The organism is Caballeronia humi, from assembly GCF_001544475.1.
GTDB classification, from domain to species: Bacteria; Pseudomonadota; Gammaproteobacteria; order Burkholderiales; family Burkholderiaceae; genus Caballeronia; species Caballeronia humi.
Map to the genome: position 1 here is coordinate 1 of NZ_FCNW02000027.1, position 26,081 is coordinate 26,081.

16 protein-coding genes and 5 pseudogenes are annotated in these 26,081 nt (G+C 62.0%); 10 read left to right on the top strand and 11 right to left on the bottom strand.

Going from position 1 to position 26,081, the window contains the following annotated elements:
- Positions 1-132, top strand: a pseudogene (locus AWB65_RS38025) (IS6 family transposase); the annotation flags it as partial.
- 138 nt (positions 133-270) lie between these two features.
- Here the strand turns inward: AWB65_RS38025 and AWB65_RS21705 are convergent.
- From AWB65_RS21705 to AWB65_RS21720, 3 genes and pseudogenes are all read right to left on the bottom strand, one after another.
- A complete protein-coding gene (locus AWB65_RS21705; RefSeq protein ID WP_159907732.1) occupies positions 271-1,809 on the bottom strand; it encodes a tyrosinase family protein in 1,539 nt (512 codons plus the stop codon).
- A 1,351-nt stretch (positions 1,810-3,160) separates the two neighbouring features.
- Entirely contained in the window at positions 3,161-3,724 is a 564-nt protein-coding gene (locus tag AWB65_RS35710; protein WP_125474167.1) for a hypothetical protein, read from the bottom strand.
- Between the two features lie 436 nt (positions 3,725-4,160).
- Positions 4,161-4,476: pseudogene (locus tag AWB65_RS21720) on the bottom strand (transposase); the annotation flags it as partial.
- 306 nt (positions 4,477-4,782) lie between these two features.
- Here AWB65_RS21720 and AWB65_RS21725 point away from each other — a divergent pair.
- Positions 4,783-5,503: pseudogene (locus tag AWB65_RS21725) on the top strand (IS6 family transposase).
- A 760-nt stretch (positions 5,504-6,263) separates the two neighbouring features.
- Here AWB65_RS21725 and AWB65_RS21730 read toward each other — a convergent pair.
- The gene (locus tag AWB65_RS21730) at positions 6,264-7,652 is read right to left on the bottom strand and encodes a glycosyl hydrolase (protein WP_159907735.1); all 1,389 of its coding nucleotides are present in this window, start codon (positions 7,650-7,652) and stop codon (positions 6,264-6,266) included.
- 564 nt (positions 7,653-8,216) lie between these two features.
- Here AWB65_RS21730 and AWB65_RS35715 point away from each other — a divergent pair.
- The 3 genes and pseudogenes from AWB65_RS35715 to AWB65_RS21750 form a co-directional block, all read left to right on the top strand.
- A pseudogene (locus AWB65_RS35715) lies at positions 8,217-9,165 on the top strand (IS256 family transposase).
- A 338-nt stretch (positions 9,166-9,503) separates the two neighbouring features.
- Entirely contained in the window at positions 9,504-10,226 is a 723-nt protein-coding gene (locus AWB65_RS21745; protein ID WP_087669110.1) for a DUF2242 domain-containing protein, read from the top strand.
- A 318-nt stretch (positions 10,227-10,544) separates the two neighbouring features.
- Positions 10,545-11,686 (top strand): annotated as a pseudogene (locus AWB65_RS21750) (porin); the annotation flags it as partial.
- Positions 11,687-11,799: 113 nt separating this feature from the next.
- Here the strand turns inward: AWB65_RS21750 and AWB65_RS21755 are convergent.
- Together AWB65_RS21755 and AWB65_RS21760 are read right to left on the bottom strand one after the other, a co-directional pair.
- Positions 11,800-13,854, bottom strand: coding sequence for a D-(-)-3-hydroxybutyrate oligomer hydrolase (locus AWB65_RS21755; protein WP_327358677.1), 2,055 nt, complete (start codon positions 13,852-13,854; stop codon positions 11,800-11,802).
- Between the two features lie 352 nt (positions 13,855-14,206).
- On the bottom strand, positions 14,207-14,575 hold the full coding sequence (locus tag AWB65_RS21760) for a BON domain-containing protein (protein ID WP_087669112.1): 369 nt from the start codon (positions 14,573-14,575) through the stop codon (positions 14,207-14,209).
- Positions 14,576-15,227: 652 nt separating this feature from the next.
- On the opposite strand from AWB65_RS21760, the gene AWB65_RS21765 reads away from it, so the two are divergent.
- The 3 genes from AWB65_RS21765 (at position 15,228) to AWB65_RS21775 (ending at position 18,670) form a co-directional block, all read left to right on the top strand.
- Positions 15,228-16,691, top strand: coding sequence for a TAXI family TRAP transporter solute-binding subunit (locus AWB65_RS21765; protein ID WP_087669113.1), 1,464 nt, complete (start codon positions 15,228-15,230; stop codon positions 16,689-16,691).
- A gap of 71 nt (positions 16,692-16,762) precedes the next feature.
- The gene (locus AWB65_RS21770; RefSeq protein WP_087669114.1) at positions 16,763-17,422 is read left to right on the top strand and encodes a 2-hydroxychromene-2-carboxylate isomerase; all 660 of its coding nucleotides are present in this window, start codon (positions 16,763-16,765) and stop codon (positions 17,420-17,422) included.
- 300 nt (positions 17,423-17,722) lie between these two features.
- A complete protein-coding gene (locus AWB65_RS21775; protein WP_087669115.1) occupies positions 17,723-18,670 on the top strand; it encodes a LysR family transcriptional regulator in 948 nt (315 codons plus the stop codon).
- Between the two features lies 1 nt (position 18,671).
- Here the strand turns inward: AWB65_RS21775 and AWB65_RS21780 are convergent, their stop codons facing one another.
- The 4 genes from AWB65_RS21780 to xdhA all read right to left on the bottom strand — a co-directional run bounded on the left by AWB65_RS21780 (position 18,672) and on the right by xdhA (position 23,411).
- A complete protein-coding gene (locus tag AWB65_RS21780; RefSeq protein WP_087669116.1) occupies positions 18,672-18,965 on the bottom strand; it encodes a helix-turn-helix domain-containing protein in 294 nt (97 codons plus the stop codon).
- A gap of 61 nt (positions 18,966-19,026) precedes the next feature.
- Complete coding sequence (xdhC, locus tag AWB65_RS21785; protein WP_087669117.1) at positions 19,027-19,512, bottom strand: xanthine dehydrogenase accessory protein XdhC; 486 nt, start codon at positions 19,510-19,512, stop codon at positions 19,027-19,029.
- Positions 19,509-21,872: a xanthine dehydrogenase molybdopterin binding subunit gene (gene xdhB, locus AWB65_RS21790; RefSeq protein WP_087669118.1), complete on the bottom strand. Its 2,364-nt coding sequence runs from the start codon at positions 21,870-21,872 to the stop codon at positions 19,509-19,511. Before xdhB ends, xdhC begins: the two co-directional genes overlap by 4 nt.
- Before the next feature lie 15 nt (positions 21,873-21,887).
- Positions 21,888-23,411, bottom strand: a complete 1,524-nt coding sequence (gene xdhA, locus AWB65_RS21795; RefSeq protein WP_087669119.1) for a xanthine dehydrogenase small subunit — start codon at positions 23,409-23,411, stop codon at positions 21,888-21,890.
- Positions 23,412-23,713: 302 nt separating this feature from the next.
- Here xdhA and AWB65_RS21800 point away from each other — a divergent pair, with 302 nt between their 5' ends.
- On the top strand, positions 23,714-24,928 hold the full coding sequence (locus AWB65_RS21800) for an MFS transporter (RefSeq protein ID WP_087669120.1): 1,215 nt from the start codon (positions 23,714-23,716) through the stop codon (positions 24,926-24,928).
- A 473-nt stretch (positions 24,929-25,401) separates the two neighbouring features.
- Positions 25,402-25,701, top strand: coding sequence for an RNA chaperone Hfq (gene hfq / locus AWB65_RS21805; protein WP_087669121.1), 300 nt, complete (start codon positions 25,402-25,404; stop codon positions 25,699-25,701).
- A 49-nt stretch (positions 25,702-25,750) separates the two neighbouring features.
- Here hfq and AWB65_RS21810 read toward each other — a convergent pair whose 3' ends face one another.
- Positions 25,751-26,014 carry a hypothetical protein gene (locus AWB65_RS21810; RefSeq protein ID WP_087669122.1) on the bottom strand — a complete coding sequence of 88 codons (264 nt, stop codon included), beginning with the start codon at positions 26,012-26,014 and terminating at the stop codon, positions 25,751-25,753.
- Positions 26,015-26,081: the final 67 nt, after the last annotated feature.

A 26,081-nucleotide genomic window follows, 5' to 3' on the forward strand; every position in this document is an offset into this window, starting at 1 on the left:
ATGCTCGGGTTCAAACGCTTCCGCAACGCGGCCGTCACCATCTCTGGCATCGAGCTGATGCATCGCATTCGCAAAGGTCAATTCGATCTCACCAGTGTGCATCTCAAAGATACCACTGCGCCCTCGATTTGACGGCGGTTCTTTCAACTCGTTGAGTTCTCTAAGTTACGGGCGGTTTCTCGCCAGCCTACCGATTTGCACCACAACCCGGACGGTTACCTCGCAAGCGATCACCTATGCAGACCTTTCCACGGTCACGCGTCGGTAACCTCAATATGGGATGTCATTGCGTCCCGGTTTGACCTTCTTCGACTTGATGAACGGTGCTTCGGTTGACAACTCAACGCGCAGTTCGCCGGCCGCGATGACTTGGCCTGTCGGAGCGCTAGTGCCGTCCACCCGCACAAACGAGATTACATGTTCGCGCGTGGGCCTCGCGCGAATCTTCACCATTGCTCCTGTTGCCGGATATTCGAGCGTTACCGATCCATGATGCGCCTCGCCGGCAATTTCGAAGGCTCCGAGCGTACCGAGAAAGTGCTTTGGACCGACTGTATCGATATCTGCATTTTCTGGCAGATTGAGATACACCTTGTAGAAGTAACCGCCGGATGCGCCCGCGTTCGTGATCGCGACGTTGTCGAGCACGACTTTAGCCGAGCGGAATTTTTTCGCCTTCGATGTACTGGCCGAAGTGTCAGCGGGCGCCGACGCGCTTGTCGTTCCGGCATCGGGAAACTCCTCCTCGGTCGTCGCGATGACGTCCTGGATTGACTGCACCGAACTCGCCTCGGCCGTCACAAGCGCGCTGATCGACTGTTCGTTCAGCGCGACGCCTTTCACCCCGCCGATCGCGCGCTCGTCCGCGGTGATGTCGCGAGCTGGCGTCGCCTTGAACAAGCCGAGCGGCGGGCGTTGTCGAAGTTGCGGGCCCTCCGCCTGGACCCGAATGATGCGGCCCGCCTGTGCTTGCTGCGGCAGTGACGTGGGCCGGGAGGTGTTGTCATAGTCGTAGGCGGTGGTTCTGATGGTGCCGGCCCGGCGCGGGGAGTACGTTTCGACCTTCGGCATTGTGAGGCCCGGCGCATAAACGAAAGACGCGGGGGCACCGCTCCAGTAAGGCGAACTTGTCACCGGCATCGTACGGCCGTCGGGCAGCGCCCATGCGTGCCACAGCCTGTCGACGTTGCAGTGGTGCAGGAAAAAGATCGGATCGAGCGGCGACTGCATAGTCGCCATCGAACCGCCAATTAGGTTGTGCACAGGATTGTGCGGACGCGTTTCGAAGCGCTCTTCAAACGAGTTCACCGTGCCGCGCTGGAAATTCACCGTCGAGGCTTGGAATGGCGTCAGGTCTAATGCGCTATAGACGTTGGTGTTTACCCGAGAATTGCTCGGGTAAAGATTAGCGAGCGTAGTGAACTCGCTCGGGATTGTCGGATTTCTGTACCAATCCCAATAGGGCAGCATGAGCCTGTTATTGCCTGAGATGATCTGCAGGCGTCGTTCGAAATACCAAAGATATCCCCGGTGCCAAGCAAGAAAATACGGTGTTCTGTGGGGACAATAATTAACATGCACATTGACCCAATACTGCCACGAATTCGGGTCATTCGCGTTGTTATTGCCGCGCATGAGGCCTACGGCATAGAGGAACGAGCTGTACTGGTTGTCGGGAGCGACCTTAAATTGCTGCCATTCGAGACGGCGTTGCCCGCTTATCTGAGCAAAGCTCGGAAGCGCAGCGAGAGACAATGCCGAGGCCGCTCCACCCAGGAACGTTCGTCGGTCAAGTTTTAAATGGCTCATGAAATTCTCCAGCGGGGAGCCCTGCTCAATCATTGAATACAGGTGAACATCCTGGAAGATGGAGTGTTCTCGAAACGCCGTGAATGTTATTAGCTTTGGCGCAAGCGAGTCTCTCGCTTGGCCTGGTAAATACATTGCGACCAAGGCGCAACGTGGAAGTTGAACGGTTCATGAGACTATAGGTCGTCTCGGCCGCGACATTGATAAGGAAATCTACTCAAACTACGCTCATATTAACGTGCGCTGTCGCACATGCAATGCGGGATAAACCGACGAAATGAACTCAAGGGCCGCTGCTTGAAATAAACCCTGAAATGTGTTGATTCATTCGTTATTTGCGGCCTTGCTGGCCCCAGACGGCGCATTTGAACGGGGCTAAAACGGCCATTCCAGCGTTGATCGCAGGGTCAAGAAATCGAATTTCGCTAGGCATCAAATTTTCCATTGGATTGTCCGGTGAGAGCGTTGCGCAACGATGATGACTTGTGTCAGTTAAACACGCGTTGGACAACGCCGGACCGGGCGACGGTAATTTAAACAGAGAGCATTCGCGCACGGCCCTCGCGCACGAGCCGACCCGAGCCTGGTTTTAGACTCTGAAAGATCTGGATGGATGTTGCGTCGCGGTCCCCGAACTGAAGTCATGATGCTCTTAGTGCAAGGATAAAACGGGCGACCGATGCTCCGCAAGGAGCCCATTTTGGAATGATGCAGTTTTAGCCCGTCACCCTAAGCGACGATCTCAAGACGAAAACGCCCTATATAAGTTGGCGTAAGCGAACTTCTAACTCGCGACGTTTAGTGAAGCGTCACGCTATCCCATCCGCGCATAAGTTCATTCAGCGCATCCGCTACCGCGGCGTCTACCTCGCCGTTGGTTAGAAGACGGTGCTCACCTTGGAACCGGTTGACTAGCGTAGCCGTAGCATCGCCATACAGGGCGCGCGCACGATCGTGTGCCAGGGCGAGAGCGAACTGCGCACGATCGCGCGGGGATTCTGCAAGGAGAATTCCGAGATCTAGACATAGCTGCAAGGCGTCGTGTAGTCGCACGACCGCCGTGCCTCGCATGCCGACCTTCAAGGGGTGGCTAACCTTCTTCATTTGCTTTCTCGCAAAGTTCGTGCTGGCTGCTGCCGGGGAGCCCGACAGCGCCATTGCCCTCGTAGTGAAGCACATACATCGTGTTCCACTACTCGAAAGCTGCTCCAAGACAGAATCGTCGCCGCGCCCGTCCGGTGTTTAGCGGCTGTCGAACGTATGAGTAAGCGGAAGTATAAAAACAAAATCAAGAAACGAAAGGACTTAGTTTGTCCTCCCAAAGGCTCATCGGTCTGGAAATAGATGTTCTTCAGGGCTCAATCCGCAGTGGCTCCGGATAGTTTTGTGTCAAATCGAAGGTGCTTTCTACCGTCCATACTCCCTTTTGATATGTATAGTCGTAGTTATAACAAGTACCCGCATAGTTTTCCGAGCGCACCGTTACAAGTTGTTGAGGGGAGACGCTGCCGATGTGAAGCACGGCTGTCGCTCCGCTGCGGACGGTAGCTGTCGGGCGGAATGGTCCCGACGGATAGCCAATGTAGACCGTGCCTGAACAATTCGGAACGGTATAAGTAGGAGAATCGCCAGACCACTGCATCTGGGTTGCAGAATACAGACCCGATCCAGGAGGTGTCGTAACACGATTGATCCCTGCATAGACCAGTACGCCGTTAATCTTGAGAAGTACTCCGCCCTCACTGGACCACCCGTAATACACCACTTTGCCGACGAACTTGCCATTAGCGGCAAAAAGTTTTGCGCCTAAAAAGTCCCTATCATGACGACCGCGGTCTTCTTCCTCGGCCGCCACCGGCCAGGTTCCGTAAGCAGCTGCCAGCAATACTAAAGAATTGACAAGTATCCTGTTCACGTCGTCTCTCCACTTCGCGTAAATCCCGGAACCACACCGATGGAACCATTAGCGTTTGATCACATCTCCCACCGATAGCCAAAGTGCGCCGACGTTCGGACACCACGAACCCTAGAGAAGCTGACAAGTCGCGGCCAGAATGGGAGCGAATACGATGCCCATCGACCTCACTTTAATAGGCTACACGAAAGCATCATGCAAGCGTTTAACAAGCTTCGCACTACCAGCGGAATCCAAAGTGCACGCGGCGCGTCGAATCACTTGTGTAAATGCTATTTTCGCTATGGTGCGAGACTTGATCTTCTGTTGCCGGATTCGGTGCAGCGCAAGTGCCGCCTGCTGGGTCTCCGTCGTAACTGCCACAGATCTGCCGGGCATCTGTGCGGTCGTGCAGATGTCGAGCGCATCGGTATCCAGCAATACTTAACGCCTTGGCGAGCTTTCTGGCGTAGCTATTTCCGTTCTTGATGATGCTGCCCTGTCGGCGTTTCTCGCCCGACGAGTGTTCGGACGGCGTAACTGCCAGCCGGGCCATCAGCTGGCGTTGGTGCGCGAAGCGACAGATCTCCAAAGTGCTGCTAGCATGCCCACCGCCATGGGGAACTGCACGCCGCGCATTGTCTACAGGCTAGAGACGACGACATCCCGCAAAGCGGCTCCCGCCGGCCGCATTGCGCCTGAAGATTCTCGATCATGCGCCGATACTCCTCGGACGCCAGTTGCTGCCACGTGCTGTCGAACGGGAAGCGCGAGTTTCCGCCTCCTCCCAATGGCGCGAAACTCTAGCTCGAATTCTCGGGACGCGGCCGACATTCTCCCGTGGCCGTTTGCGTCTCGCGGAAGCGTTTTCGGAAGGCGCGAGACCAAGCTGCTTCGCCGTGCAGATCTCTAATGTCCTCTTCCTCGTACGGGACTGCATCCAAAATCCGAAAACGGCGACTGCATCTCCGGCCCGCGCGCAATCATGTAAGCTCCAGCCGCCGGCGCCCGCCGAACGGTTGTGGTGCAATTCCGATGCGTCGGTCTGTTACGCTCGATCTTTTGACCAGCACGAGCCAATGAGCAAGCTGAAGGACATCGACGGGTTGTTCAATAGGCGTCGTTTCGACCGCGAAGTCATCATCCTTTGCGTGCGCTGGTACCTGCGCTACAAGCTGAGCTTCCGAGATCTTGCTGAAATGATGGCGGAGCGCGGCCCTTTCGCTGGTGCACACGACGATCATGCGCTGAGTGAGGCGCTACACGCCGGAGTTTGTCAAACGCTGGAATCGGTTCGCCGCGGCGGCCGGTCAGTCGTGGCGAGTCGACGAGACCTATGTGAAGATCCGTGGCAAATGGACCTATCTTTACCGCGCAGTTGACCGAACGGGAAAGACGATCGATTTCCCGCCTCAGCGCCAGGCGCGATGTGGCTGCAGCAAAGGCGTTCTTCGTGAAGGCGATTAGAACTCAGGGGCGGGCTCCCGCAAAGATCACCCTGGACGGGTACGCAGCCTCGCATCGAGCCGTCCGCGAAATGAAAACTGCCGGGTGCTGCCCCAGCGAACGAAATTGCGATCCTCGAAGTACCTGAACAACCTGATCGAGCAAGATCATCGGCACATCAAATCGCGGGTGAACGTGATGCTCGGGTTCAAACGCTTCCGCAACGCGGCCGTCACCATCTCTGGCATCGAGCTGATGCATCGCATTCGCAAAGGACAATTCGATCTCACCTGTGTGCATCTCAAAGATACCACTGCTCCCTCGATTTGGACGGCGGTACTTTCAACTCGTTGAGTTCTCTGAGTTACGGGCGGTTTCTCGCCAGCCTACCGAATTTGCACCACAACCGCAAAGATCACGCGAGCATTAAGCCGGTTTGAGCAGTCGTTGTATTCAACAAACAACTCTCTGAAACAGGATAGTCTGTCCAAGGTTGCGTTGGCAATCGAGTGTATTGACAGCACAGGTAGGACCGGGACTCGTGAAACCTGGAAATTCCAACGAGCTTCGAGCTCTTCCCCGGAATGAGGCACGAGCCAGCGGATTTCATAGGGACCCGCAGCGGCGGCATGGCTGCGACAAGGTCGCATAAAGAGCTGCAACCTATCCTGCTCTGTTGTACATGAGAAAGCTGGCGCAAAAGCGGCCGTTCATATAGGGGAATTTGGGTGGCCGCCGGGGACCTCGAAACGCACTACGCGACCCCCACCGCGCTCCTCGACATTTCGAACCTTGACGCGGGTCCACGCAGTGGAGGCCAGCGGTAATGGACTTCAACTTTTGCGCGATACGGGCAGAGTGAGCGCGAGCTTGCTTTTGGCCGAAAGAGCTGCCTGCACTTCAGTTCTAACAGCTGCGTCCAACGCAGCGCGGCAATCTGCAATTAAACCGATTGTCCGCAATCCCGAGGCCTACCTACTGCACGTCATCGGTCGCATCGCCCCATCCCGCTAATCGCGTTGACGCTTGGACCCTGGCTTAGGGCAAGCTCAGCCTTAAACCCGGTCGGCCGGACTTACGTTTCCGGCCGACAAGCAAGCACGTGCCTCAGGCTTCAAACCGGATTCGCCGCGACGAAGTCTTTGAAGGCTCCGTATGCCGGGTTCTTCGTCACGCCATCAGGTTGAATCAGACCGTAGTTCGGGTCGATAATGCAGTACATCATGATGCTCTGGATGTTGTACTTATCCTTCACGGACAGGTATTGCTTCATCGAACTGGTGACGTAGACCGCGGCCGACTCGGGCGTATCCAGCGAGCCAGACCAGCCGAACTCCGTCAGCCAGATCGGCTTGCCGAACGAGTCCTTCAGCACTTGCAGAATGTCGGTTGCCGCCGTGCCGCCCGCCTTCTGAATGTCGTACGAGCTCTTGTACCAGTGATACGTTGTGTAGTCCCAGCGTATCTGGGCTGCGCCGCCGACGCCTGCTTCCGTGCCGTCCGGCGAGATGCCGTTCCACAACATCTGCTGTGCGCGATAGGCCATTGGAATGCCGACGTTCACGCCGACCTGGATCGTTGCGTCGATTGCCTTTACGCCGTCGATCATGCCGCGGATCACGCCCCGGAACGATGGCCAATAGGCGGGGCTCCAGTCGGAAGTCGAGGCACCGTTGCCCTTAATATGTAACGCCACGTCGCATTCGTTGCCGCATTCGATGTACTTCACGAGGCCCTTCAACGGTTTCGTGCAGTTGACGCCGAGGTTGTAGCCGAGGGTATAGGCCGCGGCTTCGGTGCTCGTGACGTCCCACCCTGCGGACCTCGGATTGAGCACCGGCATGATCTGAACGCCACTGCCCCTGAAAGGACCGTTCAGCGCGTCGGCTAGCACCTGAGACATACCGGCACCCGCAGTGTCACAGCGATAAATGGTTGCGCCGAGATCCTGCAGCAGTGCCAACTGCTGCGCCGGCGAGACTGTCTTATAGATGCCGGAGTTGTAGGCCATGTGGCCGTTCAGGCCGTAGAAGAGCGAGAGCGAGGCTGCATCGACCTTCGGGCGTGGGTCGTTCGCGCCGAGAGACGCCCACGGGTTGCCGTTCTTGTACCAGTTGCCGTCGGTGTTCATCGCGTAGACGCCGCCGCCGTACCAGAGCAACATCGTCAGCGCCTTGGGCGAACCGGTCGCTATCGACGTGCCGTTTCGCGTGACCCGATTGCTAACGAGCGTCCACATATTGCCGGCGTCGTCGACGATGGACGTTGCCGACGGAATTGTCGTACCGTCGGGAGATGTTGTGGCTGCCAGCTTCGAAACCCCTGCGATGTCGGCACCGTCGTCCCCGTTTCCCTCGCCGCCGCATGCGGTTAAGGCGGAAGACCCCGCCCCGGCAATCAGCAGAGCAAGAAATCGCCTACGCGGGAAATTAGACGTACGCACATCATTCGCAGCCTGATAGGTATTTATTACCTTACTAAGGTTACTTTTTGAATCATTCATTGGTAAATATTCCTGATTGACAATGTGACGCATTATATTCAGGAAATATATACCGTGCTTAGTGCCGTTAAATAACGCTAAAAACAGAAAGTAACCCGTATCAAATATTTGTATAACGAAACAAACTGTTACATTTGTTACCTTGGCACGGTAAAACGCCCTTCTTTAGGGGCTTATCGTCGAAGTCCGTTTTTGGTGCGTAGAATTCTTTCGCTATCGCTCTATCTCGCGAACGCTTTGCCTCGTATTGGCAGCACGCTGAGCGCGTCGCAACCGCCTGCTTGATTCTTTGAGTGGCTTCTTGCATTTAGCGCCACCATCAAAGGCCGTACCACTAGACCAGATCGCGCCACAAGCCGATGGCCTCCGTGTGTATCCGCAGTCAACCGATTGGCATAGATATCTGCTCACGTAGGCGCATCTATGGGTCGGCGAGCCCGGCACCCACGAGAATGGCCGCGGATCCAAGCGCTTGAACGGGTGGCAAAGCCCGGACAACAGCGGTAATGAAGCAATACAAATTTGATCCGGCGCGGCGAGTCTGCGGCGACACTCCGAGGCTCAATGGCCGCACGTGCCGCATGGGTCCCCGATCAACTGCTGGCCCAGATGCAGAACATGGGTGCCGAGTCGATTCTCGATGAATCGGGCTTGACTGGCCTGCTCAAGAAGCAACTCGCCGAGCGCATGAGCGTGCGCGAGATCCAGGGCCATCTGCTGGAGCTGTACGGGCTGTGGGTGTCGCCGGACCTGATTTCCACCGTCACCGATGAAGTGCTGGCCGAGATCGAGCAATGGCAGCAACGACCGCTCGAGGCGATGTATCCGATCGTGTATTTTGACGCGCTGCGGCTGAAGATTCGCGACGAAGGCACGGTCAAAAACAAGGCGGTGTACTGGCACTGGGTATCCGCGCCGATGGCCGCAAGGAAGTGCTGGGCCTATGGATCGAGCAAACCGAGGTCTGGCTGAAGGTCTTCAACGAGTTGAAGAACCGCGGTTTGCACGACATCCTGATTGCGGTGGTCGATGGCTTGCGCGGCTTCCCCGAAGCGATCGAGGCGGTTCATCCGGCCGCCCAGATCCAGACCTGCATCGTGCATCTGATCCGCAATTCGCTAAATCTGCCACGGCCGAAGCGGCGGCAGCCGCGCTTGACGCATTCTCTCAAAGCGACTGGGGCCGCAAATTTCCACCGTGGTGGCAATATGGCAGAGTCAATGGGAACAGGCGATCCCGTTCTTCGCCTATCCGCCCGAGGTGCGTGGCGAGGGAGCGTGAGGCACCGGCTATATCATGCCGAATACCAACGCCATTGAAAGCATGCCCATGCAGTTGCGCAAGATCGTCAAGAACCGCGGCCACTTCCCCAGCGACGAAGCCGCCAGCAAGCTGCTGTATCTGGCCTTGCGCAACATCGAAGGATTGGAAGATGCCGCCTATCACTTGGCGGCAAGCGGTCAATCAGTTCGCCATTCTGTTCGGCGAGCGGTTCACCAGCGCCATTATCTGAGGTTATTAATCGGCCTCAGCACGCGAAATTTCTGACACGCTCCTCGGCCATCATCTGCGCGGACGGCACCTAGACGATTCAAGAGTTTGAAGGCTTCCCGACGGCATACCGTACGTTTGGCGACGGCTCTGCGCCCTTTGACGAAACCCGCCCACGCCACGAACAGCTCCTCAGGCGCATCGCCGCATGGTCGTTTCCTGAAGCGAGCGCACCAAACGAAACGACCACCGCCTCCCTTGCCCGTTCCATTTTCCACGTCAAAACTCAGCCGCTTTTATGTCCGCCCCCACCCGAACTACAATCTACCCCGCCGATCCCATCCGAAAATCCCGCCGCCTATGCGCCCCCGCCTTTCACTGCTCCTCCCCCTGCTAGCCCTCGCCGCCTGCGCCAGCAAGGACGCGACTCAAGCCCCAAGCTACCAGCAGGAGCTCTTCAGCACCGGTCCGAGCCCTTACGCGCGCAACTTCGACGCCCCCGCGAGCGAAGCCTGCGAAGCCGCCCGCCGCGCGCTCTTGTCGCAGGGATTCATGACGACGCTCGCCCAGCCCGATACCGTCGATGCCAACAAAAACTTCCAGCCGTCGTCGGAGAAGCACGTGGTAGTGTCGTTTCACGTCGTCTGCACGCCGGGCGAGAACGCAACCAACACGAGCATCGCGTACGTGAACGCCGTCCAGGACGGCTACGCGCTCAAGAAAAGCGACACGTCGGCGAGCGTCGGCTTAAGCGTCCTCGGCTCGCTGTCGCTGCCGATCCGCTCGAACAGCGACGCGATGGTGAAGATTTCGAGTGAAACGGTGCCCGCAGGCAAGTTCTACGAGCGTTTTTTCACGCTGATGAGCCACTACCTGCACACCGTGCCGCGCAGCTCACCCGTCCTCGGCGACGACATCAAGACGCGCACCCTCGCGCCCTCGCTGATCCTCACCTTGCCCGAACTCACGCCGACGTCGATCGTCGTGCAAGCCCCCGCTGCCGCCGCCACGGCGATCCGCGCATCGGATGCGATCGCCGCCTCGGCGCCCGTCGCTGCGTCTTCGCCGACCACCGCGCAATAACCGCAGGCGAAGTCCTTTCGAATTGTTCCCCGTCGTGACCGCGCGTGACCCTCGTTACGCGCGTCACGCTCAGCCGCTCCCCCACGACCCGCATCGCACAAGGCCCGCGCGTCCCATCCCGCGCCGCGCCGCGCGTTACATCGCGCCGTCTCGATAAAACACCGTAACGAAAGCCGTCACAGCGCGAGCCAATCCCTGCGTTCTAATGGCGCCCTCCGATTGATCCGCGTCGACCGATCGATCGAATAACGGAGCGGCACGACCGGCACGACGCCGTCCGCCCGCTCGGTTACCCAACTGTATTTTCGGAGAACGGCAATGAAGAAATCTCTCATCACGCTCGGCGCACTTGGCGTGTTCGGCACCGTCGCGGGCGCGGCGCATGCGCAGAGCAGCGTCACGCTGTACGGCCTGATCGACGCGGGCCTCACCTACACAAACAATCAAGGCGGCGCCCACAACGTCCAGGCGACGAGCGGCGCTGTCAACGGCAGCCGCTGGGGTCTGCGCGGCGCGGAAGATCTCGGCGGCGGCCTGAAGGCGATCTTCACCCTCGAAAACGGCTTCAACATCATGAACGGCAAGCCGGCCAGAACAGCCGCGAGTTCGGCCGGCAGGCGTTCGTCGGCTTGTCGAGCACGCAATACGGCGCGGCGACGCTCGGCCGCCAGTACGATTCCGTCGTCGATTACCTCGGCCCGCTCGCGCTCACCGGCACGCAGTACGGCGGCACGCAGGCCGCCCACCCGTTCGACAATGACAACCTCGACAACTCCTTCCGCGTCAGCAACTCGGTCAAGTACCAGAGCGTGAACTACGGCGGCTTCAAGTTCGGCGGTCTGTACGGCTTCTCGAACGACGCGGGCGGCTTCGCGACGAACCGCGCGTACAGCGTCGGCACGTCGTACAACTATGGCCCGTTGAACGTGGCCGCCGGCTACATGCAGCTGAACAACTCCGGCGCGACACTCAACTCGAGCGGCGCCGTCAGCGACGACGCCACCTTCACCGCCGGCCGCCAGCGCACCTTCGGCGCGGGCATCAGCTATGCGTTCGGCGCGGCGCAGGCGGGTTTCGTCTTGACGCAGACGCGGCTCGATGACGCCACCGGCATCGGCGCATCGGCATCGGGGACGACGAACGGCATCACCCTCACCGACGGCAGCGCGCGCTTCACGAACTACGAAGTGAACGGGCGCTACAACTTCACGCCGGCGTGGTCGCTGTCGGGCGCGTACACGTTCACCGACGGCCGCATCGACGGCGTCAGTCCGAAGTGGAACCAGGTGAGCGTGCAGACGGCCTATGCGCTGTCGAAGCGGACCGATGTCTATCTGCAGGGCGTCTACCAGCACGTCAGCGACACGGGCGACTCGGGCATCACGGCGGCGATCAACGGGTTGTCGGCGTCGTCGTCGAACAGCCAGGTCGCGGCGACGGTCGGCCTGCGTCACCGGTTCCAACCCTTATCACGGGAGCGGGAGCGGAAAGCGGCGCGTCGCGCGAGAGGCGATGCGCCAGCAAAAACGGCCCGATCGGATCACTCCGATCGGGCCGTCTTCGTTAAAGAACCTCAATCTGGCACGTTCACGGCCCCATTCGTTACCGTAATCGCATCCCCGGCCGGATTCGCCGAGATCGGCGGCAGATTCGCCGTCGTCAGCGCGGGCGCCGCGCCCGGCGTGCCGCCGCGCGGCGTCGTGTGAACCACTTGCGACGGCGGCAGCGCCGTGCCGTTCTTTAGATGGTTCCACATCAGGTTCAGCGCCTGGATGTTGTAGTAATGCACCGGCACGAACCGCGTGTCGAAGCCCGCGACGCCGAGGAACGCATCGAAATGCTGTCCGTTCGTGATTTCGTAGAACGCGAGCTGGCTCGACTTGCCCTCCGCCACCTGATTCGCCCCGAGATATGGCCGCGACGCGTGGTTGATCGGCACGAGCGCATCGGCGCGTCCCTGCACGATGATCGCGGGCTTGCCGCGCAGATTCGCCTTCACGCGGATCGCGTTGACGTTCGCGAGCATCGTCGGGTTCGAGGTCGTCCAGAGCGTGCGCAGGCACGCCGCGCCCGCGTAGCTCGCGTCGGCGGTGGCGAAACGGTGATCCGCCGCGCCCGAATTCCCCGCGTTGTAGACGAGATTCACGCCGTTGGTCGGGGGCACGCCGTTACCGTTGCCGAAGACGGTCGGCATCGGCGAGACGAGCGGCGTGACGCCCGCCGCGCCCGTCAGCGGATTGGTCGTGCCGAAGCTGAAGTTGCAAAGATTGTCGGCGACGCTCGCCTGCATGTACGCGTTCGCGTACGTCACGGCGACCGCCGGCACCGCCTGCGAGTCCCACATCGGCGCCTGCAGCGTGTCGGAATCCGGCTGGTAGCCTGCCTGATGCAGCTTCGAAAGCGCATCGTTCGCCTGGCTCGCGGTGTTGCCGCCGGAGATCAGCCCGCCCACGGCCAGCGACGCGCAGCGCGCCGTGCGGATCGCGTTGGTCGTCGCGACGGGCAACGCGCTCAGATACGGCGCGCCGGCAGCGGCCGTCGCAAGCGCGGCGCACGGTTGCAGCAGGTTGGCGTAGGTCGTGTAGTCGGCGAGCGGCGAGCCGAACGCGCCGACCGGCACGCCGCCCTGCCGCACCGACACCTGCGACGGCAGCGTGAAATTGATCTGCGGCTCGCCGACGACGACCGCCGTGATCCACCCGTCGCTGTCCTGCTCGGCGGCCGCGAGCGCCGCGCCGCCGCCGTTGCTCACCGATGCCGCGATCGTCGTCACGCTCCCTTTGCCGTAACGCACCTTGCGCGTGGTGCCGTCGAGCGTGCCGTACGAGTCGTTGAGCGCCCAGTACGCGAACTGAATCGCCTGAAGTGTGTTGTTGCCCCAGTCCTTCTCGGGATTCTGCTGCGAATGCGCGTGCTTGAACGCGTAGCGGTTCGGGAAATTCGTGTTGAAAGCCGATATCGACGTCGAGCCGAGGTTCGCCGTGAAAATGCTGGTCTTGCCGGCGGCATTCGCACCGAGGAGCGTGCCGTCGATGAGCGTGACGAGGTTGGTCGCGAGTTCGTGCGCGCCGTTGCCGCTGCCCTTGTCGGTGTAGGCGAACGCGCAGCCGCGTTTCAGGCCCCATTCGCCCGCGGCCGAAATCGCGCCGTACACGCCGCGCGATCCGGACGATGCCGCCGTCACGATGCACGGCTGGTCCGGATTGAAGCTCGCCGGAATCTGCACCATCAGGCTGACGTTTTTCGTGCCGCTGCCGTCGTCGGCGAAGGCGAGGTATTCCTTGCCGGCGATCTTGCCTTCGCCGAGTGTGTCCCCGCCGTTCAGGTCGACGTTCGGCCCCCAAAATCGTCCGTAGCCGCCGTTCGCCGTCATGTCGACGAGCGCGCGGTAGTTCGAATAGATCGCGAGACGGCGGAGTTCAGCGGCCGTGGGTTGCAGCGCGTTGGCGATCGTGGGCGCTGTCGCCGAGGCGAGGCCGGTCTTGCCGAGGCCGGCGGTCAGCAGATCGTCGGTCGAGCCGTCGTAGGTCAGCGTCTTTACCGATCCAGAGACGAAATTCGGCAGCGTGTTGTTCGAGCCGGTGCCGCCGTTGTCGTCGTCGCTGCTTCCGCACGCGGCGAGCGTCATCGCGCCGGCGAGGGCGAGCGCGGTCAGGCATGGAACCCGTGAGAGTGTCGTCATTAGCAGTCTCCGTCATTTTTTTGTTGGAACCGGGCCTGACGGCTCGGTGAATGCTCGGTGAATGTTTCCGCAGAACGCGAAAACGGTGAGGCAGACGCAAATTCCACGCCCGTGCGGGCGATTTTCTTTAAAGACGCAGTCACACGCCGCGCACTCTCAGCGTGATCAAAGCCAGCCCCGACGCGCCGCCGCCACGCTTCAGACAAATCGTCTTCCGCGCGGAGGCGATCGCAGCGCAACCCGTCAGGCCGTGAGCCCCGGCGACGCCGCGCGATGCACGACGACGCCCCTCGACTCTTTAGCCCCCTCCGCCTTGCACGCCGAGCGTGATCTTGTTCGATACGGACGTGACGCCCGCGACGCCCTTCGCGACTTCCTCGGCCTGGCCGATCTGGCTGCCGTCCGGCACGGTGCCGGTCAGTGTCACTGCGCCGCCGCGCGCCCGAACGAAGACGTTCGACACGTCAAAACCCTGAGCCTTGGCCAAAGCCTTGCGCACGTCGAGACCGAGCTTGCGGTCGGTCTTCTTGGTCGCGCTCTTCTGGGCCTTGGCCGTTGCGGCGGAGTCGGTGGTCGTCGTGGCATCGCTTGACTGGGCATACGCGCTCGATGCCACCGCCACGCATACCACCACGCCCAGCGCCTTCAACATATCGACAGCTTTCATGATTTCTCCTTTTGCTTCGCTTTTGACTTCGCACAGTTGCTGCTTGAATCGGACCGCATCTACCTAGCGGCTTGGCTACGACATCGTGCGGCTCGCGCTTCGGGCTGCCTGCGCGGCCCGGCGACGGGTTCACGAACAGGCGGCCGGCGAACCGGCGGATGCGGCGACACGGTACTGCGAGAGACTGGCGAATGCAATGAATGCTCGGCCGATTGTCGGGCGTGGCCCGGCGGCTCAAATTGGGTGTGCTGCGTGTTCCTTTGCCGATTCCGTCGATCCACTCGCAGCGTCCGGCCTCGTCACCGACCCAAACTTCGGGCAGACGGCGCATGCAGGCGGACGCGCGTGCACTCGCACGGCGGCGAACGTCAATTTAATCCAGCGCGCCCAGAAGCGCAAAGCTTTTAACAAGACACGAAGCCCTTAGGCCAAAGGCGCGGGGCGTGCCAACCGGCCCATTTCGGGACGCCGGCCGAGCGGTTACCGTGATCCGGCGCCGATTCGATCTCATGTACCATCGACGGAACCGGCATCGAACGCCGCTCGATGCCACTTGCCGCGTTTTCAGCGTTTGCGTACGCGATCAGGGTTCCTTTCAGGCTGATTACGAATCAGCCGCCGCACTCCCGCCTCACGGACCACCGACGACGAGATGAGCCAGCCTTCAGCACCCGAACCCGGACGCCCCACCGGTCGCAAACCTCCGCCGCGCATCGTCGCGCGGTTCGTCGCGATCTCGTGGCGCGACCTCGCGCTCACGTTCGTGCCGATCCTGCTCGTGAGCGCCGCCGCGATCTACCTCGCCGTGCGCCTGATCCAGCCCGCGCCGCCGAATTCGCTGACGATGGCCGCGGGCACGAAAGGCAGCTCGTTCTGGAACAACGCGCAAAAGTACAAGGCGATCCTCGCGCGCAACGGCGTCACGCTGAACGTGCTGGAGACGCAAGGCTCGCTGGACAACCTGCGCCGCCTGAGCGACCCGAAATCGAAGGCGGACGTGGGCTTCGTGCAGGGCGGCATCAGCGGCCCGGGCACGACGCATGACAATCTGATGTCGCTTGGCAGCGTGTCGTACGTGCCGCTCGCGATCTTCTACCACGGCGCGCCGGTCACGCGCCTCTCCGAACTCGCGGGCAAGCGGCTCGCGATCAGCGCCGAAGGCAGCGGCACGCGCGCGCTCGCACTCGCGCTGCTGAAGGCGAACGGCATCGAGCCCGGCGGCGACACTGAGCTTTTGCCGCTCGGCGGCGACGAAGCGGCGGAAGCGCTCGTGCAAGGCGAGGTCGACGCGGTCTTCCTCACCGGCGATTCCGCCCAGCCGCCGACGATGGGCAAGCTCAACCGGACGCCCGGCGTGCGCTTTTTCGACTTCACGCAGGCCGACGCCTACTCGCGCCGCTTTCCGTACCTGAACGTGATCGAACTGCCGATGGGCGCCTTCGATTTCGCGAAAAACCTGCCGCCGCGCCCGGTCCACATGGTCGCGCCGACGGCCGAGCTGATCGCCCGCGACGGCCTGCACCCGGCGCTCTCCGACCTGCTGATCGAAGCCGCGCGCGAAGTGCACGGCCGCGCGAACCTGATGCAGCGCGCGAACGAGTTTCCGGCGCCGCTCGTGCACGAATTCCGCATCAGCGACGATGCCGAGCGTTATTACAAATCGGGTAAGAGTTTTCTGTACCGCACGCTGCCGTTCTGGCTCGCGAGCCTGGCCGATCGCGTGATCGTGCTGCTGGTGCCGATCATCGTCGTGCTGATTCCGGGCTTGCGGCTCGTGCCGGGGCTGTATCGCTGGCGGGTGAAATCGCGCATCTACCGCTGGTATGGCGCGCTGATTGCAATCGAACGCGAAGCGATGAGCGATCCCGACCCGGCGCAGCGCGAGGCGCTGATCGACCGCGTCGATGCGATCGAAAACGCCGTCAACCGCATGAAAATGCCGCTCGCGTTCGCCGACCAGTTCTACGTGCTGCGCGAGCACATCGGCTTCGTGCGGCAGCGGCTGACGAACGCGCAGGCGGTAGCGCGCGAAGCGCATGCGGCGCCGGCATCGGCGAAGGAGGCTCGGCAGGCAACGGATACGGACGGCGTGACGTCGCGGGCAGACACCGCGTGACGCAACACTTAATATAGAAACGAGCAGATCGAATAACAGCGCGCTAGCCTTAAGCGTCAGGGAGAACAAACATGAGCGCCACGCGTTCCGCCGGTCCCGGCCAGTCGTATTTTTTCTTCGATTTCATTTCGCCGTTTTCCTACCTGCTGCTCGAACAGCACGAAAAATGGCCGGCGATCCCGTTCGAATTCACGCCCGTCGAACTGTACAAGCTGCTTGACCGTTGGGGCCAGCCGCACGCCGCGACCATTCCGTCGAAGCGCGTCTTCACCTATCGGCACGCGCTTTTTCGCGCCGAGCAACTGGGCATTCCGTTCAAGATGCCGCCGTCGCATCCGTTCGATCCGGGCAAGGCGCTGCGTCTAGCGGTCGCGGCCGGGAGCAACATTACGACCGTGCGCGATATTTTTCGCTTCATCTGGCGCGACGGCCGCGATCCGTCGACTCCTGAGGGTTTTCGCGACCTGTGCGAGCGCATTGGCGTGGCGGATGGCGCGCGGCTGATCGAGCAGGAGGAAACGAAGGCGAAACTGCGCGCGAATAACGATCTCGCCGTGTCGCTCGGCGTGTTCGGCGTGCCGACCTTCGTCGTCAACGACCAGATCTTCTGGGGCGAAGATACGCTGCCGATGGTGCTCTACGTCGCGCGCTCGCCGAACTGGCTCGACGGCACGGAAGTGAAGCGCATCAGCAGCCTGCCGATGGCGCCGACGGACGCGGATTTTAGTTAGTCGCTGGCGGCTGGGGTGGGTTTGTTGAACACCGTTTGATGCGCTTAGGCTTCTATGGAACTTGCTTTCTTTTTGGTCTATCTGCTCTGCCCCGGACAGGGGCAGAGCAGATAGACCGATATCAAAACAAGTTTCATGGGAGCACAGGCGAATCAAACGGTGTAAACAACAATCCAAGCGCCAGCGAATACCCCGTCCGCCTATGCCATGCATAGCGCGCACGCTATGGCTTTGCGGGCCGGATCGGCATAACTTCACATATCCCCGCCTCCGTCCGCGCCTGCATCGAAACCGCCGTTCATGAACGAAATCGCCGACTCCCTCGACATCTGGCTGATCCGCGTCTTGCGCACCTTGCTGCTCGAACGCAGCGTGACGCAGACCGCGCAGCGCCTCAACCAGACGCAGCCGGCGATCAGCACCGCGCTCAGGCGCCTGCGCGAAATCCTGAACGATCCGATCCTGGTACGCGGCAAACAGGGCATGGTGCCGACGGAATACGGCGAATCGCTGCTCGCACCCGCGCAGCGCGCCTTGCGCGAGGTGGAATTCGTCGCGACGCCGCACGGCGATTTCGATGCCGCCAGTTCGCGCCGCACGTTCCGTCTTTCCGCGCCCGATTACCTGAACGATTTCTTCATGCCGACGCTCATCGGCGCGTTTCGCGAGGCGGCGCCGCACGCGCGGCTGGAAATCGAGTCGCTCAATCCGATGCGCGATCACGAACGCGCGCTCGACGAAGGCGAAATCGATCTGGTCGTCGCGAACTGGACGAAGCCGGAAGCGCGTTTCGCGCGCCAGGATCTTTTCACCGACGTATTCGTCTGCCTGATGCGCGCCGATCACCCGCTCGCCCGCGAGCCGCTGACGGTCGAGCGCTACGCCATGGCCGCGCATCTCGCGCCGACACCCTACAGCGGCGCAAAACGCCATCCGATCGATATCGGGCTGGAGCGCGCGGGCGTGCATCGGCGCGTCGTCGCGACGATTCCCTACTTCGGGCTCGTGCCGCAGGTGCTGATGCAATCGGACCTGATTTTCACGGCCCCGCGCCGCTTCGCGCAGCACTATGCCGAGATCCTGCCGCTCGCCGTGCTGGAATCGCCCGTGCCGTTTCCGCGCATCAAGTGCTACCAGCTTTCGCTGCCGCAGCCCGACCAGCCGACCGATGTCGCGTGGCTGCGCGGCCTGCTGGCGGAGGTATCGGAGAAAATGACGGGGAAAAAAGCCGGCGCCGTGACGGGCTAGGCTAGGCGGCGAGCAGTTCGATATGAACGCGCCGGCCGAGCGCGGTGGCGATATTGACCAGCGCGTCGAGCGAAAAGCGCGCGACGCGGCCTTGCAGCAAGTCGGTGATGCGCGGTTGCGTGACGCCGCAGCGGCGGGCCGCTTCGGCCTGCGTCCATCCGCTGCCCGCGACGATCTCCGCGAGTTGCCGGATCAGGAAGGCGCGCGCCTGCAGGTTGGCCGCCTCTTCGGGCGTGTCGCCGAGCGCGGCGCAGACGGTGGCAAAGGTATCCGGTTCGGTTCGGGCTTTCGTCATGTGAACGTTAGGAATCCAGGTGGGTGTGGATTCTAAGCGAAGTCCGAAGCCGCCAGCCCCTTTATGCCGTTACGCGCGCCGCCCCCTCCACCGTGCACTGCACGCGCAGCAACTGCGCCGTGACCGCAAGCGCAATCGACGGCGGCGCCTTGTCGACGATGCCTTCCACGCCGATCGGGCACGTCATCTCGGTGAGTCTTTCCTCGGCGACGCCGCGATCCATCAGACGGCGCTCGAACTTCACGCGCTTCGTCTTCGAGCCGATCATGCCGAAATACGTGAAGTCGTTGCGCCGCATGATGCGCTGCGCAAGCGAAAAATCGAGCGAATGGTCATGCGTCATCACGAGGAAATACGCGCCCGGCGGCGCTTCGTCGACGATCGCGTCGGGCAGGTCGGTCGGCTCGATCTGCACGTTCGCGGGCACTTCGTCGGGGAACAGTTCGTCGCGCGCATCGACCCATTGCACGACGCAGGGCAACGTGCCGAGCACCTTCACGAGCGCGTGGCCCACGTGTCCCGCGCCGAACAGCACGACGTGCATCATGACCGTGCGCTCCTCACCGCGTTGACCGCCCTCAGGATTTCCTCGGCGGTGGCCGGCGCGTTCAGCGGCGGATTCACCTTGTAATCGCCGACAGCCGCGACCGCATCGCGGATCGCGAAGAACACCGAGAACGGCAACAGCAGCGGCGGCTCGCCGACGGCCTTCGACTTGTGGATGCTGTCCTCGACGTTGCGATTCTTGAACAGGTTCACGCGGAAGTCGGCGGGCGTGTCGTTGACGGTCGGAATCTTGTAGGTCGAGGGAGCATGCGTCATCAGCTTGCCGCCCGCGTTCCACCACAGTTCCTCGGTCGTGAGCCAGCCCATGCCCTGCACGAACGCGCCTTCCACCTGGCCCTTGTCGAGCGCGGGATTGAGCGAATCGCCGACGTCGTGCAGCGCGTCCGCGCGCAACACCCGCATCTCGCCGGTGAGCGTATCGATCACGACTTCCGATACCGCCGCGCCGTACGAGTAGTAATAGAACGGCCGCCCCTGCAGCGTCGCCTGATCCCAGTACAGCTTGGGCGTCGCGTAGAAGCCGTCGGACCAGAGCTGCACGCGCGCCAGATACGCCTTCGCGACGACTTCGCCGAACGGAATCGCATCGTCGCCGACGATCACGCGGTCGCTCGCGAAGCGCACTTGCGCCGCCGTCACCTCGCCCGCGCCGAACTTCTCGGCGGCGAATTTAGCGAGCCGTTCGCGCAACTGGCGGGCGGCGTCCTGCGCGGCCTTGCCGTTGAGGTCGGTTCCCGTCGATGCCGCCGTCGCCGACGTGTTCGCCACCTTGCTCGTATCGGTCGCCGTCACGCGCACGCGCTCGAAATTGATGCCGAGTTCATGCGCGACCACCTGCGCGACCTTCGTGTTCAGACCCTGCCCCATTTCGGTGCCGCCGTGGTTCACGAGGATCGAGCCGTCGGTGTAGATGTGGACGAGCGCGCCCGCCTGGTTGAAGTGCTGCACGTTGAAAGCGATGCCGAACTTGACCGGCGTGAGCGCGAGGCCCTTCTTCAGGATCTCGTTCTTCGAGTTGAATTCGCGAACGGCCTCGCGGCGGCGGCGGTATTCGCTCGTCTCGGCGAGTTCAGCGAGCAGTTCAGGCAGGACGTTGTCCTCGACCGTCTGGCCGTACGGCGTGCGGTTGTTCTCCGTCTTGCCGTAGAGATTATTGAGACGCACGTCGAGCGAATCCATGCCGAGCGAGCGCGCGACGTTATCGACGATATATTCGATGCCGAACGCGCCCTGCGGCCCGCCGAAGCCGCGAAACGCGGTATTCGACTGCGTGTTGGTCTTCCCGCAATAGCCTTCGATATGCACGTCGGGCAGCCAGTACGCGTTGTCGAAGTGGCAGACGGCGCGCGTCATCACGGGGCCCGACAAGTCGGCGGAAAAGCCGCAGCGCGAAGTCATGTCGACCGAGACGCCGTCGATCACGCCGTCGTCCCGATAGCCGACTTCGTACGCGAAGTGGAAATCGTGGCGCTTGCCGGTGATCATCATGTCGTCGTCGCGGTCGGGGCGCAGCTTGACCGGGCACAGGAGCTTCCACGCGGCGAGCGCGGCGCAGCACGCGAAGATGCCCGACTGCGATTCCTTCCCGCCGAAGCCGCCGCCCATCCGGCGGCACTCGACCAGCACGTTATGCGACGCCACGTTCAACACGTGCGCGACGAGATGCTGCATTTCGGTCGGATGCTGCGTCGAGCAGTAGACGTGCATGCCGTCGTCGTCCTTAGGCACGGCATAGGCGATCTGGCCTTCGAGATAGAACTGCTCCTGGCCGCCGAGCAGCATTTCGCCGCGCTCGTGGTGCGCGGCGTGCGCCATCTTGCCGGCGGCGTCGCCGCGCGAGAGCTTGAGCGGCTTCAGCACATACGATTCCGCTTTGCGCGCGTCCTGCGCGGTCAGCACGGCGGGCAGGTCCTCGAATTCGATCTGCGCACGACGAGCGGCGAGCCTGGCGGCATCGTGCGAGGTAGCGACGACGATGAACATCGGCTGCCCGACGAACTGCACGATGCCGTCGGCGAGCACCGGATCGTCGTGGATGATCGGGCCGCAGTCGTTGACGCCGGGAATGTCGTCGGCGGTGAAGACGGCGACCACGCCCGGCGTCGCGCGCACGGCGTCGAACTGCATCGACACGATCTTCGCGTGCGCTTTCGTGCTCAACCCGAGCGCGGCATGCAGCGTGCCCGCGACGACTGGGATGTCGTCGGTGTAGCTGGCGCGGCCGCTGACGTGCAAATGCGCCGATTCATGCGCGCGCGATACGTGGACCTGCTTGAACGCGTCGATTTCGGTGGCGAGCGACTGCGCGTCGGTGATGAAGGCTTCGGCTTGCTGGTTCATGTTGTTGGTCTCCTCTTACTGCACTTCGACAAGCTGAATGGCGCGGACATCGAGCGCGTGCTTCGGCAGCGGGTCATGCGGACGTGTCTCCAGCCAGAAGCGATACATCAGGCTCTTCGCGGTGTCGAGGCGGTAGTTGCTGCTCGCGCGCATGTCGGTGAGCGGCGCGTAGTCCTTGCCCAGCGCGAGCATCGCGGCCTGGGCCGTGGCTTCGTGCCACAGTGCGTCGTCGAGCACGGCTTCGGCGTGCGCGGCGCGCTTGGGCGTCGCGGCCATCCCGCCGAACGCGATGCGCGGCTCGCGGATCATGTCGCCGTCCGCGATGAACGAAAACGCGGCGCAGACAGCGGAAATGTCCGAATCGAAGCGCTTCGAAAGTTTGTAGGTGCGAAATTGCAGCTTTGCACGGGCGCCGGTGCGCGTCGGCACCTTCAGGCCCGCGACGAATTCGTGCTCGGCCATGTCTCTCTTCTGATACGCGAGGTAGAGGTCTTCGAGCGGCATTTCGCGCTCGCCGTCCGCGCCATGCAACACGACACGCGCGCCCAGTGCGATCAGGCCGGGCATCGAATCGCCGATCGGCGAGCCGTTCGCGACGTTTCCGCCGATCGTGCCTGCGTTGCGGATCGGCAACGATGCAAAGCGCTGCCACATCTCGGTCAGCTCCGGATACTGCTTCGCAAGCTCCGCATACGCGCGCTCGACCGTGACGCCCGCACCTATCTCGATCCATTCGTCCGACGTTTCGCAACGCTGCAACTCGGCGATCTGGCCTACGTAGACAATGTCGCCCAGATCGCGCATCTGCTTCGTCACCCAGAGGCCCACGTCGGTGCTGCCCGCGAGGATGCGCGTTGTCGGCCGCTCGGCCTTCAGTTGCGCGAGCGCTTCGACCGTGCGCGGCGCATCGAAGCGATGGCCGGCGTGTTCGTAGTGGAAGGTGTCGTCGCGTTTGAGCGAGGCGAGCGTGCGCGCCAGGGCTTCGACATCGACCGGCGCCTTCGGGCCGGGTGTCGTGAACATCTGCTCGGCGGCATCGACGATCGGCTTGTAGCCGGTGCAGCGGCACAGGTTGCCTGTCAGCGCGTTGCTGATTTCCTCGCGCGACGGAACCGTCTTGTGCGCGCATTGTTTTGCGTTCGTCGCATGGCCGTGCTTTTCATACAGCGACCACATCGACATCACGAAGCCCGGTGTGCAGAAGCCGCACTGCGATCCATGGCACTCGACGAGCGACTGTTGCACCGGATGCAACGATCCGTCGGGTTGACGCAAATCCTCGACGGTGAAAAGCGCCTTGCCGTCGAGCGTCGGCAGGAACTGGATGCACGCGTTCACCGCCTTGAACGCGACGCCGCCCGCCGCATCCGGCTCGCCGATGACGACCGTACACGCGCCGCAGTCGCCTTCCGCGCAGCCTTCCTTCGTGCCGGTGCAGCGCGCGTCCTCGCGCAGATACTGCAGGACGGTGCGCGTTGTGGACGCGTTGCTTACTTCGCGGATCACGTTGCGGTGGTAGAAGCGGATCGGCTGGCTCATATCGTGTCTCTCGCGGGGGCGTTATTGACTGAATCTGGCTGGTTGCGCAGGGCTTGCGCAGCCTGTGGCGATGGTCCGAAAACTATCACCGACAAAAACCACAACCCATAGGCGGCACAGGATGAACGACATACTCCTGTCCCAATATGCTCGCAAGTCCTTGTGCATCAAGCGTTTGCGACCGGTCTCCAATACGCGCAAACACCTGTTTTGGTCTATCTGGTTACAAAATCCGAAGTACGCTGCATCGCAACATATGGGAGAATCATGACTCCCGGCCGAATTCAACCCGCAGTTACCCTATGCCCACCGACTCTTCCGCCACGCGTCCCAGCGACCTCGCCATCACCGGACGCATCGTGTCCGTCGTCGTCTTCACCTTCCTCTGCTATCTGACCATCGGCATCCCGCTCGCGGTGCTGCCGGGTTTCGTGCATACGGACCTCGGCTACGGATCGGTGATGGCGGGCGCGGCGATCAGCGTCCAGTACTTCGCCACGCTCGCCTCGCGTCCGCTCGCGGGCCGTACCGCTGACACGCTCGGGCCGAAGAAGACGGTGCTCTACGGCCTCACGGCGTGCGCGGTGAGCGGCGTATTCCTGCTCGGGTCGGCGCTCGCGGCGCAGTGGCACGCGGTCAGTCTCGTGCTGTTGATCGTCGGGCGCCTCGTGCTCGGCTTCGGCGAGAGCTGGGTCGGTACGGGATCGATCACGTGGGGCATCGGGCGCGTCGGGGTATCGAATAACGCGAAGGTGATTTCGTGGAACGGCATCGCCACCTATGGCGCGCTCGCGATCGGTGCGCCGCTCGGCGTCGCGATCCATAACGCGATTGGTTTCGCTGCGCTCGGGTTTATCGTGATAGGGCTCGGCCTCGTCGGCTACTGGCTCGCGACGCGCATGGCGCCCGTGCCGGTCGTGCACGGTGAGCGGCTGTCGTATCGCAGCGTGTTCTTCCGCGTGCTGCCGCACGGCATCGGCCTCGCGCTCGGCTCGGCGGGCTTCGGCGCGATCGCGACCTTCATCACGCTCTTCTACGCTGCGCACAACTGGCCGAACGCTGCGCTCTCGCTCACCGTGTTCGGCACGATGTTCGTCGGCGCGCGGCTGCTCTTCGCGAACACGATCAAGACCTACGGCGGTTTTCGCGTGGCGATCGTGTCGTTCGCGTTCGAATGCGCGGGCTTGCTGATGCTGTGGCTCTCCGCCGATCCCGCATTCGCGCTGGCCGGCGCCGCGCTGACAGGCTTCGGTTTCGCGCTCGTGTTCCCGGCGCTGGGCGTCGAGGCGGTCGGCCTCGTGCCGCCTGCGAGCCGTGGCGCGGCGCTGTCGGCTTATTCGGTATTCCTCGATTTGTCGCTCGGGCTGACCGGGCCGCTCGCGGGCTATGTCGCGGGCGAGTTCGGCTATGGCTCGGTGTTTCTGTTCGCCGCGGTGGCGGCGGCGCTGGCGGTGGCGCTGTCGATCGCGCTTTATATGCGCACCGGACGCGGCGTCGGCGGACCGGCGACGGTTTGATTGCTTGTGACTGACAGAAACGCTCGCTTCGGCGAGCGTTTTTGTTGGAGCGCGCGATTCGCATGTCGAAGCATCGGATTTCTATCCTTCACACGAATAGCAGCACCGCAAACACGCTGGACAGGGATTTGTGTCGATGAAACTATAGACGTGTAGCAGTCGCGTCGAGACCATCGATAGACGTTTACGAAACGATGCGTCGAACGAGCGCGCTTGCCCGTCGCGCCACGCACGCAACGCATTGCTTAGTCAAAAACGAAGTGAACATTTGAGTGATCGCCGGGTCCGAATGTGAAATTCGAACGAGTAGCGCAAGCCGCGCGCACGGCATTGAGATACCCTCTTGTAATTGGCTGGTGAATTGCCCCGTGCGAAGAGGGACCCTATCCCGCGGCGCCGCCGCTTCGGACAGCGCCCACGGCGTTCGCCGGATACGGCATCGACAACAACACATTCAAAACAGGTGAGCGCAAATGGTTCAGAAACCCGACGAACCTCAGTACGATCTGCTCAACGCCGCCCGGGAAGAGCGCGTGCGCGTGGCCGTATTTCTCGTCAATGGCATCCGCTTGGTGGGCTATATCGAATCGTTCGACCGGCACGTCGTGATCCTGCGCGCGCCGACGGGCGTGCAGGTCGTCTACAAGCACGCCATCTCGACGATCCAGCCGGACACCGGCAAGCCGCCGACCAACCGCCGTCACGACACGCCGCATGGCGAAGACCGGCCGCCAAGGCGCACGGGCCCCGGCGACGGACATCGACAAGGGTGAATTACAGGCAAGCGCGCGCTGTCATCCGAGTGACACGCGCGTGTCATGGCTAGTTTGTTTCGGCGGTCTCGATCCACGGACGGCGCGACAGTACTTCGCGCAGCACCGCCACCAGTTCCTTTTCGCCTGGATGGAAGCCCCATTTGCTGGTGCCGGCCGCCATCGAAATCATGCTCCACGAGTGCGGCGGAAACCATTCGAACAGCACGGCGCCATTCTCGATGACGCGCAGGCGTGCTGTATCCCGATCGAAATCCGCGCTTACGGTGGTTCCTTTGTGTTGCGTGCTTGCGCGAGTCAGGCGGTTCAGCATCGATCGCTCCTTGGTCTTACCGCGCGCGTCTGCATGGCGGTATTCACGCCGGAAAGCCAACGGTCGT